13 protein-coding genes are annotated in these 14,021 nt (G+C 62.6%); 5 read left to right on the top strand and 8 right to left on the bottom strand.

What is annotated here, in order from left to right; genetic code table 11:
• Positions 1-18: 18 nt before the first annotated feature.
• Positions 19-915, bottom strand: coding sequence for an SDR family oxidoreductase (locus ABIE52_RS23420; protein WP_007735622.1), 897 nt, complete (start codon positions 913-915; stop codon positions 19-21).
• A 283-nt stretch (positions 916-1,198) separates the two neighbouring features.
• On the opposite strand from ABIE52_RS23420, the gene ABIE52_RS23415 reads away from it, so the two are divergent.
• Positions 1,199-2,164, top strand: a complete 966-nt coding sequence (locus ABIE52_RS23415; RefSeq protein WP_047272359.1) for a DUF8129 domain-containing protein — start codon at positions 1,199-1,201, stop codon at positions 2,162-2,164.
• 94 nt (positions 2,165-2,258) lie between these two features.
• Here the strand turns inward: ABIE52_RS23415 and ABIE52_RS23410 are convergent, their stop codons facing one another.
• Positions 2,259-2,867 (bottom strand): TetR/AcrR family transcriptional regulator, encoded by a 609-nt coding sequence (locus ABIE52_RS23410; protein ID WP_007735618.1) that lies wholly within the window; start codon positions 2,865-2,867, stop codon positions 2,259-2,261.
• A gap of 77 nt (positions 2,868-2,944) precedes the next feature.
• On the opposite strand from ABIE52_RS23410, the gene ABIE52_RS23405 reads away from it, so the two are divergent.
• Positions 2,945-3,628, top strand: a complete 684-nt coding sequence (locus tag ABIE52_RS23405) for an SDR family oxidoreductase (protein WP_007735616.1) — start codon at positions 2,945-2,947, stop codon at positions 3,626-3,628.
• Between the two features lie 25 nt (positions 3,629-3,653).
• Here ABIE52_RS23405 and ABIE52_RS23400 read toward each other — a convergent pair whose 3' ends face one another.
• Together ABIE52_RS23400 and ABIE52_RS23395 are read right to left on the bottom strand one after the other, a co-directional pair.
• On the bottom strand, positions 3,654-4,058 hold the full coding sequence (locus tag ABIE52_RS23400) for a DUF4259 domain-containing protein (protein ID WP_099697237.1): 405 nt from the start codon (positions 4,056-4,058) through the stop codon (positions 3,654-3,656).
• A 109-nt stretch (positions 4,059-4,167) separates the two neighbouring features.
• Positions 4,168-5,253: a PQQ-dependent sugar dehydrogenase gene (locus tag ABIE52_RS23395; RefSeq protein ID WP_192712693.1), complete on the bottom strand. Its 1,086-nt coding sequence runs from the start codon at positions 5,251-5,253 to the stop codon at positions 4,168-4,170.
• A gap of 178 nt (positions 5,254-5,431) precedes the next feature.
• On the opposite strand from ABIE52_RS23395, the gene ABIE52_RS23390 reads away from it, so the two are divergent.
• The gene (locus tag ABIE52_RS23390) at positions 5,432-6,640 is read left to right on the top strand and encodes an MFS transporter (RefSeq protein ID WP_192712692.1); all 1,209 of its coding nucleotides are present in this window, start codon (positions 5,432-5,434) and stop codon (positions 6,638-6,640) included.
• A gap of 27 nt (positions 6,641-6,667) precedes the next feature.
• Here the strand turns inward: ABIE52_RS23390 and ABIE52_RS23385 are convergent, their stop codons facing one another.
• Positions 6,668-7,564, bottom strand: coding sequence for a helix-turn-helix transcriptional regulator (locus ABIE52_RS23385; RefSeq protein WP_064689072.1), 897 nt, complete (start codon positions 7,562-7,564; stop codon positions 6,668-6,670).
• Positions 7,565-7,698: 134 nt separating this feature from the next.
• Here ABIE52_RS23385 and ABIE52_RS23380 point away from each other — a divergent pair, with 134 nt between their 5' ends.
• Together ABIE52_RS23380 and ABIE52_RS23375 are read left to right on the top strand one after the other, a co-directional pair.
• Complete coding sequence (locus ABIE52_RS23380; RefSeq protein WP_030537173.1) at positions 7,699-8,721, top strand: zinc-dependent alcohol dehydrogenase family protein; 1,023 nt, start codon at positions 7,699-7,701, stop codon at positions 8,719-8,721.
• A gap of 397 nt (positions 8,722-9,118) precedes the next feature.
• Positions 9,119-10,954, top strand: coding sequence for an acyl-CoA dehydrogenase (locus ABIE52_RS23375; protein ID WP_192712691.1), 1,836 nt, complete (start codon positions 9,119-9,121; stop codon positions 10,952-10,954).
• 55 nt (positions 10,955-11,009) lie between these two features.
• Here ABIE52_RS23375 and ABIE52_RS23370 read toward each other — a convergent pair whose 3' ends face one another.
• Genes ABIE52_RS23370 through ABIE52_RS23360 form a run of 3 tightly spaced genes read right to left on the bottom strand, consistent with a single transcriptional unit; the run spans position 11,010 to position 13,987 of the window.
• The gene (locus ABIE52_RS23370; protein ID WP_192712690.1) at positions 11,010-11,714 is read right to left on the bottom strand and encodes a hypothetical protein; all 705 of its coding nucleotides are present in this window, start codon (positions 11,712-11,714) and stop codon (positions 11,010-11,012) included.
• Positions 11,711-12,739: an NAD(P)H-dependent flavin oxidoreductase gene (locus ABIE52_RS23365; protein WP_192712689.1), complete on the bottom strand. Its 1,029-nt coding sequence runs from the start codon at positions 12,737-12,739 to the stop codon at positions 11,711-11,713. Before ABIE52_RS23365 ends, ABIE52_RS23370 begins: the two co-directional genes overlap by 4 nt.
• Before the next feature lie 45 nt (positions 12,740-12,784).
• Positions 12,785-13,987 (bottom strand): YbfB/YjiJ family MFS transporter, encoded by a 1,203-nt coding sequence (locus tag ABIE52_RS23360; RefSeq protein WP_192712688.1) that lies wholly within the window; start codon positions 13,985-13,987, stop codon positions 12,785-12,787.
• Positions 13,988-14,021: the final 34 nt, after the last annotated feature.

Here is a 14,021-nt window from a genome sequence, read left to right as displayed (position 1 = left end):
CGGTTGCGACCAGGGTAGTCAGGTGAGCGGTTTTCCACCCGTCACGCCGATGACTTCCCCAGTGGTGTAACTGGATTCGCCAGAGGCGAGAAATACATAGGCGGGAGCAAGCTCGGCCGGCTGACCTGCCCGCCCGAGCGGAACGTCGTCCCCGAACGTCTCGAACTTCTCCTTGGGCATCGTCGCCGGAATCAGTGGCGTCCAAATCGGTCCAGGTGCAACGGCATTGACCCTGATTCCCTTCCGTGCGACATCGGCGGCCAGCCCCTTGGTGAAGTCGATAATGCCCGCCTTTGTCGTGGCGTAATCGAGCAGCTCGGGCGACGGGGACGCACCTTGGATGGACGAGGTATTCACGATCGTCGATCCGGGCTCCATCTGCGCGATCGCTGCTTTGGAGAGCCAAAATAGTGCGTAGAGGTTGGTTTTCATCACACGGTCGAATTGTTCGGTGGTGATATCGGCGATGCCGCCCATCTGCACCATCTGAAACGCGGCGTTGTTCACCAAGATGTCGAGTCCGCCGAGTTCACGCACCGCGGTTTCGACCAAAGCAGAACAATGTTCCTCGCTTCGGAGATCTCCCGGCACCGAGACGGCTTTGCGACCTGCCTCCTCGACCCAGCGAGCGGTTTCCCGAGCGTCCTGTTCTTCCTCGTCGAGATAACTCAGGACAACGTCCGCGCCTTCTCTGGCAAATGCAATCGCGACCGCACGTCCGATGCCCGAATCTGCTCCGGTGACAATCGCACGCCTTCCTTCGAGTCGACCGCTCCCTCGATAGGTGTTTTCACCGTGGTCGGGAGGAGAAATCATGTCTGCGGTGAGACCGGGGTGTGCGATCTCCGCCTGCCGCTCACGCACAGGAGCGGGGAACCGCGTGGTCGGGTCCTGCATTGCGTACTGGTCCGGCATATCGATACTCCTCAGGTGACGCAGTTTCTCGTGGGCTTCTGGATGGATGCACTGCACATGCCTCCTTCCCGCCGAATAGAAATCGAAACCTCGGGGTGGCCGGGATCTCACTCGTCCTGGCGCCGACGATCTCGGTGCGTCGACCCCACTTGTTCGTTGTGGTTACTACGCGGTAGGTCGGGGTAGCCCGCGTAGCGGCGGTGGCTCCGCGACCCGCGGAGCACTCGTCGAGCAGAAGCTGAACATCACGTAAAGCACGCACCGACGAAGGGACGACCCCGATATGAGCAACTCCGAAACCACGTCCGCCTTGATCACCCAGTTACGCATCCTCCTCGGTCTGACGCACACCGAGATCCAGGTCGCCGAAACGCGCGTCGCACAGGCCAGAACCGAGGCTGTTCGACGCGAATTGACGGAAAACGCAGAGAACGGCCGTGAAAGGGCGAGTTCCATAGAGTCCACTGTTCGCGATCTGGGGGGCGTGCCGGAATTGGTCGGTCCGTTCCTCGGACGCGCGACAGCCGGAGTGAAAGCGATGGTCGAACAGGCTCAGCCCTTCGACGAAGCGGTATTGGGAGACCTTGCGCTCGAACATCAACTCCTCGACCGCTCCCGCTACCTCAAGGCCCTGGCCACTGCCGGCGGCGATCAGACCGTCGCGGCGTTGGCCGACCGCCTCATCGCTGCACACTCCGCGACCGTGGACTGGCTCACGACTGTCTTGGCCGAAGAGGCACTCGGTGGACCGGCAGCTTTGCGCCGCACACCGATGCAAGCTGCCACCGGCGCGGCGATACGGCTGGTCAACGTTCCGGTCTCCTGGTCCACCCGCAGTCTCGACCGTGCCATCGACGCTGTTCGCACCTCACCGCCGGTACTGGGTGAGCTGATCAGCTGGGGCGCATATGCCGGTGACGTGACTGTGAAAACACTCTCGGCCAGTAGGGATGCGGCCATCGCCACGGCTGAGAAGGTCACTCGCCGAGAAGGTGCTGACGGTGCCGCCGACGTCTTCCGTTCGGTACGGAAGTCGAGTGGGCTACTCGACCCCACTGAACTTCCCATCGAAGACTTCGACGAACTCAACGTCACCCAAGCCGTCTCCGCCGTGAAGGAACTGACCGACGCCGCACAGGTGCGGGACATCGTTGCGTACGAGGAAGCGCACAAGAACCGACACGGCGTCGTATCCGCTGCCCAGGCAAGACTCGCAGCGATCGCCCAGGAAGTCGTCGGAATCAACTAGAGCGTTCAATCGACATATCGAGAGTCCGACTCTCGGAACCGCGAGCACTGGACCTCGTGAAAGCGGGATTCGCGGCCAGGGGCACCCGAGACCGTCAAGAAGATGACAGCGGCTCTCGAAGCCCTCTGATCAGTTCGACGCGCGCGGAATCGAGAATTTCCTCGGAGAGCGGGGAACCCTTGGTAGCTCGCGAAAGAACCAGTGCACCGAGCATGGTGGAGAGCCGGAGGAGACCGACAGCTTCGTCGTCGGCAAGAGCTGCGGCAAAATCCCCCACTCCCTCCGTGTAAACCCGACGGGCCTCGCTGTCTGCAGGCTCGCGCGCCATGTCGGCGGCGAGCGCAGCAGCGGGGCATCCGTCTGCCGGGTTGTCGCGATGCGCCACCGAGAGATAGGTATCGATCAAAGCTTTTCGGGCGGAGTCACGTTGCCCTGCATGCTCTTCGAGTCCCGCAGAATGCAGCTGAGCCAGTTCCTTGAAGGCGTGGGTGGTCGCTTCGTCGATGAGAGCGTCCTTGGACGCGAACTGCTTGTAGAAGCCACCGTGGGTCAGCCCCGACGCCTTCATCAGGTCGGCGACGCTGAGGTGAGTGCCCTTCTCTCGGAACAGTCGGGCTGCGGTTTCCACGACGCGCCGACGGTTCTCTTCCGCTTGTTGCTGCGATACGCGGCCCATCACAACGCCTTCCAGTTTGGATTTCACTTGACATCTATCCTAGCCGACACTTAGATTTGATTCATAATCTAAACGTCACGAGCAATCACAACTCTGGGAGAATCATGGACCTGAACAAGACGGTTGCGGTCGTCACAGGAGCCAATCGCGGGCTCGGACGCCATCTGGCTGCGGGACTCGTCGAGCGCGGCGCAAAGGTGTACGCGGCTGCGCGCAATCCGGAAACTGTCGATCTACCCGGCGTCATCCCCCTGAGGTTGGACGTGACGGACGCCGAATCGATAACCGCCGCCGCGCAAATCGCATCGGATGTGACCTTGCTGGTCAACAACGCAGGTATCTCTACCTCGGCGCCCTTGATCGGGGGCGACATCGATGACATTCGACGAGAGATGGACGTCAACTTCTACGGCCCGCTCGCCGTGACCCGGGCGTTTGCTCCCGTCATCGAAAACAACGACGGCGGAACAATACTCAACGTTCTGTCGGTGCTGTCCTGGTTCCATCCAGCCGCGCTCGGGTCTTACGCGTCGTCGAAGGCAGCGGCCTGGGCGATGACCGACGCCGTTCGAGAAGAACTTGCGCCGCGCAAAATCTCCGTATCGGCACTGCATGTCGCATACATGGATACCGACATGGCCGCTGGCGTACCCGCCGAACAGAAGATCGATCCTGCCGACGTCGCCGCGCAAGCACTGGACGGTATCGAAAGCGGGCTCGCCGAGATCCTCGCTGACGACACCACCCGGTACGTCAAGGGGAGTCTGTCCTCGTCGAACTCCGAGTAAGCAAGGGACTGCAGACGAGTGACGCTTACCCCACCGTTTTGAGGGTGGCCAATCTGCTCAGGATCGGTGCCCGCCAAGCTGCGAGGTCTTCCGGACCGTTCTCTTCCCACAACTCGTACAACTCCGAAGTGTCGCTGTCGGAAACTGCACGCTCGAGTGCGGAGAGGACCCAACTCTTCTGCTCCGGGCTCAAGGTGCTGACGTACCCGGCGGCGTCAATTCCATCCAGCTGCACAGGCTTCGGCGCAACGCCGTGCGCAACCGCAAGAATCTCGGCGACGGCGATTGCTGTTTGAGCATCATCGGCATCGAGATAACCGCCATCGGGGTGGCTAGCGTAATCGTCGATGTCGTAGTCACCCGCCTGTACTGCGCTGAGCAGGTCGCCCGCTACGTCGTTGTCGAAAGGTCCTGAACCCCAAGTCCCCATGCTGTCTCTCCGATCCGTACCCGGCGCACCTGTCGTAAAGATATTAGTGAATCACAGGCTTCGGCCAGGACCCTCGGGCTGGAAGTACTGCGTTCGCCGGAAATCGACATCAGCGCAACGGCACGCGAAGGATGCGGTCATCACCGGGGTTGGGGTCGCCACGACCGTCGGTGTTGTTCGTCAGTATCCACAGCGACCCGTCCGGTGCGACTACAACGTCACGGAGGCGCCCGTATACGTCGACGAACTGCTCATCGGCGGTCGCGGGGTCAGCCAACGGCACAATGCGGAGTCGCTCACCACGAAGGTTGGCAATGTAGATCGAGCCGTCGTGGATGGCGATTCCGCTGGGGCTGGCATCATCCGGTGACCATTGTTGGAGCGGGTCGATGAATCCGTCTTCACCCGCAATCCCTTCGACCTCGGGCCACCCGTAGTTTCCGCCTGCTTCGATCCGGTTGAGTTCGTCCCAGGTGTCCTGCCCGAACTCGCTGGCGTACATCGTGCCGTCCTCGGTCCAGGCAATGCCCTGGGAGTTGCGGTGGCCGTAGCTGTAGACGAACGAGTTCGGAAATGGATTATCTTGCGGCACATCACCATCCGGAGTCATGCGCAGAATTTTCCCGGACATCGAGTCGAGGTCCTGAGCTCTGTCTCGACTACCGGCATCACCGACGGTCACGTACAGCATCCCGTCCGGGCCGAACGCGATGCGACCACCGTTGTGGTAGTTGGCCGAAGCGAGCCCGTCGAGAATCGTCTCGGCCGGCCCGAGCGCGAATTCCCCCGGAGCACCGATGATGTCGAAGCGTTCGATCCGGTTCTCCCCGTTCGCGGTGAAGTACGCGTACAGGCGGTTTTCACGTACTGCGATCCCTAGTAAACCGCCCTCACCTCTTGGGCTGACGCCGTCGACGACTCCCACCTCGCGGCTGTTTCCGCCGGCGTCGAGTTCGAGGATTCGCGCGCTGTCGCGCTCACTGACTAGTGGTGTATCGCCGTGGAATGCGATCGACCAGGGCGCGTCCAAGCCGTCGGCGACGGTCTCGGGTTCACCGAAGGCCGCGGCGGGCGCCGATCGTGTTGTCGTGCTTGCCTGTGGACCGGGCCCCTCAGCGTCCTCGGTACTGCAAGCAGTCATCAAGGCCGAGACAAGCACGGCGGCGCCGAGCCCCCGGATCTGTCGTCGTGTCATGGGCGCGCCTCCCGGGTTCAGGCAGTCTTTGCGCCGACGGTAGCGCGCAATCGGCCACACCGGGAGTCCCTTCGAGTACCCCCAACGACCGGGACTCCCTCGCAGGCGACAGGCGTGATGCCCTGGACGGGTGCGCCACGACATGCGCGTCGTCAACAGAAAGAGAACTGACCACCTCATGATTTCCGCCCCGACCGTCGAAGAAACCGGCCGCCTGCCGCTCGTGATCTACGTGCTGGCCGTCGGAGTTTTCTTGATGGGTACAACCGAATTCGTCGTCGCCGGCATTCTTCCCGAGATCGCGGGTGACCTCGGTACGTCGATCGCGAACGTCGGCCTGATGATCACCGTCTTCGCGATCGGAATGATCGTCGGCACGCCGGCGATGGCGATCTTGACACTCAGGGTTCCTCGACGCGTGACCTTGAGCTCGGCGCTGGTTGTTTTCGCGATCGGACACGTCATCGTCGCGCTCTCGTCCAACTTCGGACTCATTCTCGGCGCCCGCTTCCTCACAGCCGTGGCGACGGGCGCATTCTGGGCAGTCGCCGCAGTGGTCGGAGCAAAAGCGGCCGGCCCGGCGTCTTCCTCGCGCGCGCTCGGCATCGTCTTGGGCGGAGGCATGCTCGCGAACGTCATCGGTGTTCCGCTCGGCGCTCTGGCCGGTCAGAGCATCGGGTGGCGTGGTCCTTTCTGGGCCCTCGCCGCCCTCGCACTCGTTGCCGCGGCCGTCGTCCACCGATTGGTACCCGCCGACACCGACTCCGGTGCGGTGCCGTCCTGGCGAGCGGAGATCGCGAGCCTACGGGACGGACGCATCTGGCTCGTTCTGTCCGGTTGCGCCGTCGTGTGCGGGTCGTCGCTGGCGGCGTACAGCTTCATCTCTCCGCTGTTGACCGAGAACACGGGACTTGCTGCGTCGGCAGTGCCGCTAGTGCTTGTCGGCTACGGACTCGGTGCGTTCGTCGGCTCCAATCTCGGCGGTCGACTCGGTGCGAAGCATCAGTACGGCGTCTTGTTCGTCTCGGCAGCGATGACGTTTCTCGTGCTCGGGGCGCTCTGCCTCTTCTCGCACAACGTGATCGTGACGGTGATTCTCTTAGTCATGCTGGGACTATTCGGCATGTCGACCAATCCCATCCTGATCGGGATGGCTGTGCGTTATGCCGATCAGGCGCCGACGATGGCTTCTGCTCTCAGCACCTCGTCGTTCAATCTGGGCACCGCGGTCGGCTCCTGGATCGCCGGGTTCGCGTTCGCCTCGAGTCTCGGTGCCACTGGGCCGGTGTTGGTAGGCACCGGCGTTGCCGCTCTCTACTTTCTGCCGCTGATGATCCTGTTGCGCAAGGAACGCACGAAGCGCACCACCGTCGAAGTCGTCAACTGACGACCCGATCAACCGTCGCGCAGTTCGTCAGCCGTCCGTCAGCGACCGCTCCGACACGTGAGGCGAAGAGTCCGCATTCTCACTGGCTGCCAACGAGGCGAGTAACTGCATCCGTTCCGCGGACGGCGATCCCGGCTCTGCGGTGTAGATCGTGAGCGTCAACCCCGGCTCGGCGGCCATCTCCAAACCTTCGAAGGCAAGCGTCAGCTCCCCCACGGCGGAGTGGTGAAAAGTCTTGAATCCGGTGCCGTGATGGCGGACGTCGTGCGCGCCCCACCGACGCCGGAATTCCTCACTCCGAGTGCTGAGTTCACCGATCAGATCGTGCAATTCCTTGTTGTGAGGATCTCGCCCGGCCTCGGTTCGCAGAATCGAGACGGTCACCTCGGCAAACTCGTTCCAGTCCGGATAAAACTCGAAAGCCCTATCGTCGAGGAACGTGAAGCGCGCGATGTTCGGGGGCTGCCCCGGCATGTCGTACAGGTCCTTGTAAAACGCACGCGCGAGTGGGTTGACAGCAAGAAGATCCATGCGACCGTTCCGCACGAAAGCGGGTCCCGCGGTGACTGCATCAAGCGCCCACTGCAGGCTCTGATGGGGCTTCCAGCCCTTCGCATTTCGCCGACGCGGGGGTCTGGCTACCGGGCTTGCCGCGTGCGCGAGATCAAAAAGGTGGGCGCGCTCGGCGTCGTCGAGTCGTAAGGCCTTCGCGATACTGTCGAGTACACCCGGCGATGCGCCGCTGATCGCTCCGCGCTCGAGCCTCGTGTAGTACTCGACGCTCACGCCGGCGAGGGTTGCCACTTCACTTCGACGTAGACCGTCCACGCGGCGGTTCGATCCGGCCGGAAGTCCAACTTGTTCGGGCGTGACTCGGGCGCGCCGCGAGGTCAGGAATTCGCGTACTTGCGCTCGATCGTCCATGCCATCGAGCGTAAGTCAGTGACCGGTAGCGAGGGAGTCCCTCGCAGTACCACTATCGCGCGGGACTCCCGCGCGCCGCCAAATCGTGATCAGGTTGAAGTGACACGAGAAAACCGATGGTGAGGAGCCACGTCATGCGCGCTGTCGTCATGCATGCCCCCGGCGACGTCCGGGTCGAAGAGATCGAAGCGCCGGTGATCGTCGAACCGACCGACGCGATCATTCGCGTTACAGCCACCTGCGTCTGCGGTTCCGACCTCTGGCCGTACCGCGGCATCGAAGAGCTGAATGGCCCGACGCCGATGGGACACGAATACGTGGGCGTCGTCGAACAGGTCGGCCCCGACGTCAACGACATCGAAGTTGGGGACTTCGTCGTGGGCTCGTTCGTCGCGTCGGACAACACCTGCGAAATCTGCGAGGCCGGCTTTCAGTCTCGCTGTATCCACCAGGTCATGATGGGCTCGGTCGGCACCCAATCCGAATACGCTCGCATCCCGCTCGCGGACGGCACCCTCGTCCCTGTCCACGGAGAGCCGACCGAGCGGCAGGCCCGCAGCCTCCTTGCAGCCTCCGACGTACTCGGCACCGGTTGGTTCGCCGCAGTAGCTGCGGAAGCCGGACCTGGCAAAACGGTCGCCGTCGTCGGCGACGGCGCAGTCGGACTTTTGGCGATCCTCGCTGCCAGACAACTCGGCGCCGAGCGGATCATTGCCATGTCACGTCACGCCGACCGGCAGGCACTCGCCACACAATTCGGCGCCACCGACATCGTCGAAGAGCGGGGCGACGCGGGCATCGCGAAGATCAAGGAACTCACCGGCGGCTACGGCGCCCACTCGACCGTCGAAGCCGTAGGTACCCAAGAATCGATGATGCAGGCTATCGGAGCTACCCGCCCCGGCGGACATGTCGGCTACGTCGGGGTATCCCACGGCGTCGAACTCGACGGCATGAACCTGTTCTTCGCGACGGTGAGCCTGCTCGGCGGTCCCGCGCCGGTCAGGCGATTCCTACCCGAACTGATCGAGCTCATCATGACCGACCAGATCGACCCAGGCATCGTCTTCGACCTCACTCTCCCGTTGGAGGACGCCGCCGCAGGCTACCGGGCGATGGACGAGCGGCGCGCCACCAAAGTGCTACTCACCCTCTGACCGATACCAAAGGCTCACGAGACAGAACTGGGCTCTACACGCCGGTCGAGGAACGTCTCGGCTACCAACGAGAGGCGCTCTTGGTCGACCGATCAGCATGTTCACTGATCACACCGAATGCGTATGATGCCGAAGGTGCGGACGGGCACTTCAATTGGTGCGCAGCTGCTTTGATCGTAGAGGACGCTACGCGACTGATATGCGCCCCCACCAGCGGAAACCAATTGTACGAGTGAATGTTTCATTGAGAGCGACTCGGCGCTACTTTGTAGCAACGGCACTCGTCTCTACCTACGGTTGCGTACTGAATTCCTTGTGGGGCAGGCTTTCTTGTGTACTGCTGACGAGCCGTATCTGCTGACGAATCGTATTGCTGACGAACCAAGGTCGGAGAACAATGGGTCACTACAAAAGCAACGTGCGTGATATCGAGTTCAATCTGTTCGAGGTACTCGGGATCGGCGAACTGCTGGATGCCGGCGCTTACGGGGACCTCGACACCGACACTGTGCGCAACATTCTTGCGGAAGTATCGAGGCTGGCAGAAGGCCCGGTCGCCGCGTCCTTCGCCGACGCGGATCGAAACCCTGTCGAATTCGACGCACCCAATCACGCCATCGTTGTCCCGGAACCTCTGCGCAAGACGGTCGAGGCGGTGAACGAGGCCGGTTGGTCGCGACTCGGTCTACCGGAAGGCATGGGTGGCGTTCCTGCTCCCGCGCCATTGGTCTGGGCGATCGGCGAAATGTTGGTCGCGGCAAACGGATCCGCAAGCTTTTTCAACATGGGTCCACTGATGGCGAGCGTGCTCTACACCATCGGGAACGAACAGCAAAAACATTGGGCCAAAGAGGGATTCGAGCGCGGATGGGCCGGGACGATGGTGCTCACCGAACCAGACGCGGGATCCGATGTAGGCGCAGGCCGAACAAAGGCAATCGCGCAGGAGGACGGCACGTGGCACATCGAGGGCGTCAAGCGGTTCATCTCCGGCGGTGACGTCGGAGACACGGCCGAGAACCTCTTCCACTTGGTGCTTGCCCGGCCCGAGGGAGCCGGTCCAGGAACCAAAGGTTTGAGCCTGTTCTACGTTCCGAAGTCCCATTTCGACTCGGACACACTTGAACTGGGAGAGCGCAACGGTGTGTACGTCACCGGCGTCGAGCACAAGATGGGCCTCAAGTCTTCCCCGACTTGCGAGCTCACCTTCGGAGCGACGGACGTTCCTGCCGTCGGCTGGCTCGTGGGTGATGTCCACAACGGTATCGCCCAGATGTTCCAGGTCATCGAGAATGCTCGAATGATGGTGGGCACCAAGGCTACCGGAACACTGTCCACCGGCTATCTCAACGCCCTCGAGTACGCAAAAGAACGAATTCAAGGCGCAGACCTCACCGAGCTGACAAACAAGACCGCGCCCCGCGTGGCCATTACGCACCACCCCGACGTCCGACGCAGCCTGGCGATGCAGAAGGCCTACGCCGAAGGCCTCCGAGCGGTCTACCTCTACACCGCTGCACACCAGAATGCCGATGTCGCCGAGTTGGTTTCGGGTGCGGATGCCGAATTGGCGGCGCGGATCAACGATCTGCTGCTGCCGATCGTCAAGGGCGTCGGCTCCGAGAAGGCCTACAAACTGCTCACCGAGAGCCTGCAGACCCTGGGCGGCTCCGGTTATCTTCAGGACTACCCCATCGAGCAGTACATCCGCGATGCCAAGATCGACACCCTGTACGAGGGCACCACGGCAATCCAGGCGCAGGACTTCTTCTTTCGAAAGATCGCACGCGACCGCGGCGTTGCGCTCGCTCACGTAGCCGGTCGCATACGAGAGTTCATCGACAGTGAGGCCGGGAACGGTCGACTCAAGGCCGAGCGAGTCCTACTCGAGACCGCCTTGACCGACGTGCAGGAGATGGCCGGGACGCTCACCGGGTATCTGATGGCTTCCCAGGACCAACCCTCCGAGTTGTACAAGATAGGCCTCGGCTCGGTGCGCTTTCTGTACGCGGTAGGCGACCTGCTCATCGGATGGCGCCTGTTGGTGCAAGCGGAAGTCGCGTTGGCAGCCTTGGACCGTGACGCGTCGGCAAAGGACCGGTCGTTCTATCGGGGCAAGGTGGTGATCGCGTCGTACTTCGCCAAGAACATCCTGCCCGTCCTGGCGTCGACCAAAGAAATCCTGGGTTCCCTCGACAACGAGATCATGGAACTCGAGGAAGACGCATTCTGACAACGTGCCACGCGCGGTATGGGTGGTGCGCAACTCGGAATGCTTGCTGCGTGATTCAAACGCGGTCGTGAACCGGCGACGGAATCTTGTTGGAACGATAAGAGTCTGCGCTCCGGTTCGGCCGCCAGAGACGCCAGTGTTTCGCGGACAACCGGAACGGGAGATGGTCTTGTAGGTGACGAGCACCGGACGACAACCGTTCGTCTGCTGGCAGGTTGAGCCACAGGGACAGTGAGGATGCCGCGTTCCCAAGGGTTGCGCGTATGCCTGACTCGCCGAGAGTCCGGCCGTATCCGTCGACGGCAAAGCGGCCGAACGCGTCGGGCGTGATGTCGGGATACGGCGCATGGGTGTCCGGGTCGATCAGGCGTACGGGCGCACTGTAGGTCAGTGCCGCCAAAGAACGTCCGTGGGTTGTGACCGCATCGGAACCAACGAGGGCATCGAGCGCTTCGTTGACAGAACCAGGTGGGACGTTCCATTCGGTATGGGTTTGCGCTTTGTAGCGGGGCCCACCGAGGATCCCAGTGGCAAGCTCTGTCAATTGCGCGGTCGGCTCGGATGGCCCACTCTTGTAGATCTCGAACGTCCACGACGGCAACGACACTGGTTCGATGCAGGCTTCCAGAAATGTCTGCAGGCGTTGAAATGCCACGTCGGGGCGCTTGACTCGAAGCGAGTGTGCACCACCGGCGGACCCGGGCAACCCGTCGTATGTCACTACTTCCGGCAATCCGGCTTCCGGTGTCCGCACCGTCACAGGTTAGCCAATCGCGAAAGCACTACCCCGACTGGTTCCTCCGTCGCGTGGCGATAGCCAGTACCGGCCCACAGGTGCATTCGCTCGGGATCTGCCTGCGCAACAGCGGCTTTGCGCATCGGGTTGGTCAGGTAATGGATGGCCGGGTACCCGATGGGCGCTAGTGCGTCGTAGCGATCGATGAACTCGTTCCGAAGTGCCCGTGCGGGGCGTCCCGTGAAAGCCTTTGTGACGACTGTGTTCCCGCGTGACGTGTCGGCCAGAGCTGCCTTGTGCGGAGCCGAGGCGCCACTCTCCTCGGTGCGCAGCAGTACGGTACCGACCACTGCCGCGTCCGCTCCGGCACGTAAGGCTGCAGCGACGTCGGCGGAGGTCGCCAGTCCACCGGCCGCCAATAGCGGAACAGAGGTGCGATGACGGATTTGTGCGATCAGTTCGGTGATCGGTGTTTCTGCCGGAACCTGCAGGGGAGTGAGCGTTCCGGAGTGGCCGCCGGCAGCCGACGATTGCACCACAAGCAGATCGGCACCGGCTTCGACGGCAAGGAGCGCCTCTGCCTCCGAAGTCACAGTGAGGACGACAAGTGAACCGGCAGCGCGCAGCGCCTTGATGACGCCGGGTGCGGGAAAGCCGAAGGTGAAGCTGACCACCGGAACCGGGCTGGCCAGGAGCAGATCGATCTTGTCCTCGAAGTAGTCGTCGTCTTCGACCGGCTCACCGTCAGCCAGTGTGATGCCGTAGCGATCCGCCTCGACCTGGATCGCCCTGGCATAGGCACGGTAGGCATCGACATCGACAGGCACCGGGTTGGGTGCAAAGACGTTGACACCGAACGACACTCCCTCGGCGCGCACGGCGTCGATCTGGTCGGACAGAGCCTGAGGCGTCTTGTACCCGGCGGCGAGGAATCCGAGACCGCCTGCGCGAGAGGCAGCAGCAACAAGTGCCGGCGTGGAAGCGCCGCCGGCCATGGGGGCTGCGATGACAGGGACCTTCAGGTCGAGATCGGTTGTGAGTGCGCTCATTCGAACATCTCCAGTCCTACGTCGGGTAGTGCTCCGGCGGTTTCGTCATCTGACATCAAAAACTACCTCCTCAGTCGAGGTGGCCGTCCGAGGGTCCGCATCGAGATCGGAAGGGAATCGGAACCGCAAAACCGTGGCGGCCACTGCTGCGCCCAGAACGACGGCCGCACCCAACAGCAGAGCGTCGCGATACCCGTCTCGCAGCAACGGAGTGACAACGAGTGGGCCGAGAATCTGACCGACGCTGTATCCAGCGGTCAGCAACGCCACGGCGCGTGGGAACTGCAGGTGCGCGCCGATTGCCAACACAATTGACCCGATACCAAGGAAGGTGACACCGAACAGAAAAGCTGAAATCAGTGCGGGGCCGACGCCTCCGATCACAGCAGGAAGCGCTATGCCCACCGCCTGAATCAACAGGGCAACGAGAAGCAGAGTCGGCCTCGACCAACGCAGGCTGAGCCAAGCCCACAGGGCGCACGAGGGAAATGCGGCCAGACCGACCACTATCCAAGCGCCGCTGCCCACCCATTCTGGAGCGGCGAGATCGATTGCGGCAACAAGGAACGTGCCCGCGATGATGTAGCCGATGCCTTCCAGGAAATAACTGATGAACAAGGCAGTGAACCCGCGTTGGGGAGTGGGAGTTCCCGGCGCGTCCGGTGTGATGGCCGGACGCGGTTCCGGCGTCAATCCCCAGGCTACGACCGCACACACCACTGCAAGGGCCGCAGATGCCAGCCAGGCTGTACTCCAGGTACCGATGAAGCGGACGACCAACACGAGGACCCCGGACAGGGCGATACCCAACCCAACTCCGCCGAATCCCCATCCGGCCAGGAATTGGGACTGCCCCCGAAGGTGCGCGTGCAAAGCGCTGACGGCGATCATGAAGACGAGGGCACTGGCAATGCCTGCGACGAGCCGCAGGGCGAACCAGATGGATCCGTCGTGGGTAGTGGGCATGAGCGCCAAAGTCGCGATGAGGACCACCAACGACGTACGCATCACCGCTGCCGAGCGCACCACGCCGGGAATGAGGATTCCCGCGAGCGCGCCGATCAGGTACCCGACGTAGTTGGCCGTCGCCAGGGTGGCGCCGAGCGAGGCGGACAGACCGGACTGCGTGTGCATCAACGGCAGAATCGGTGTGTAGACGAATCGACCGATTCCCATGCTCGCCGCCAGCGCAGCGGCAGCTTGGACAGCGTGCGCTCGCGGGGAGACGCCGTTGTGGATTGTGGTCATGGTCTTATCGTGTGCCCCGGCCGCGCCGAACCGC

It is taken from the genome of Rhodococcus sp. OAS809, assembly GCF_040546695.1.
Classification (GTDB): domain Bacteria; phylum Actinomycetota; class Actinomycetes; order Mycobacteriales; family Mycobacteriaceae; genus Rhodococcus_F; species Rhodococcus_F qingshengii.
This window is presented reverse-complemented; position numbering and strand designations above follow the sequence as displayed.

Coding starts and splice junctions, on each gene's coding strand:
- ABIE52_RS23420 (WP_007735622.1), bottom strand. CDS start 915: ATGCCGGACCAGTACGCAATGCAGGACCCGACCACGCGGTTCCCCGCT.
- ABIE52_RS23415 (WP_047272359.1), top strand. CDS start 1,199: ATGAGCAACTCCGAAACCACGTCCGCCTTGATCACCCAGTTACGCATC.
- ABIE52_RS23405 (WP_007735616.1), top strand. CDS start 2,945: ATGGACCTGAACAAGACGGTTGCGGTCGTCACAGGAGCCAATCGCGGG.
- ABIE52_RS23400 (WP_099697237.1), bottom strand. CDS start 4,058: ATGGGGACTTGGGGTTCAGGACCTTTCGACAACGACGTAGCGGGCGAC.
- ABIE52_RS23395 (WP_192712693.1), bottom strand. CDS start 5,253: ATGACACGACGACAGATCCGGGGGCTCGGCGCCGCCGTGCTTGTCTCG.
- ABIE52_RS23390 (WP_192712692.1), top strand. CDS start 5,432: ATGATTTCCGCCCCGACCGTCGAAGAAACCGGCCGCCTGCCGCTCGTG.
- ABIE52_RS23385 (WP_064689072.1), bottom strand. CDS start 7,564: ATGGACGATCGAGCGCAAGTACGCGAATTCCTGACCTCGCGGCGCGCC.
- ABIE52_RS23380 (WP_030537173.1), top strand. CDS start 7,699: ATGCGCGCTGTCGTCATGCATGCCCCCGGCGACGTCCGGGTCGAAGAG.
- ABIE52_RS23375 (WP_192712691.1), top strand. CDS start 9,119: ATGGGTCACTACAAAAGCAACGTGCGTGATATCGAGTTCAATCTGTTC.
- ABIE52_RS23365 (WP_192712689.1), bottom strand. CDS start 12,739: ATGAGCGCACTCACAACCGATCTCGACCTGAAGGTCCCTGTCATCGCA.
- ABIE52_RS23360 (WP_192712688.1), bottom strand. CDS start 13,987: ATGACCACAATCCACAACGGCGTCTCCCCGCGAGCGCACGCTGTCCAA.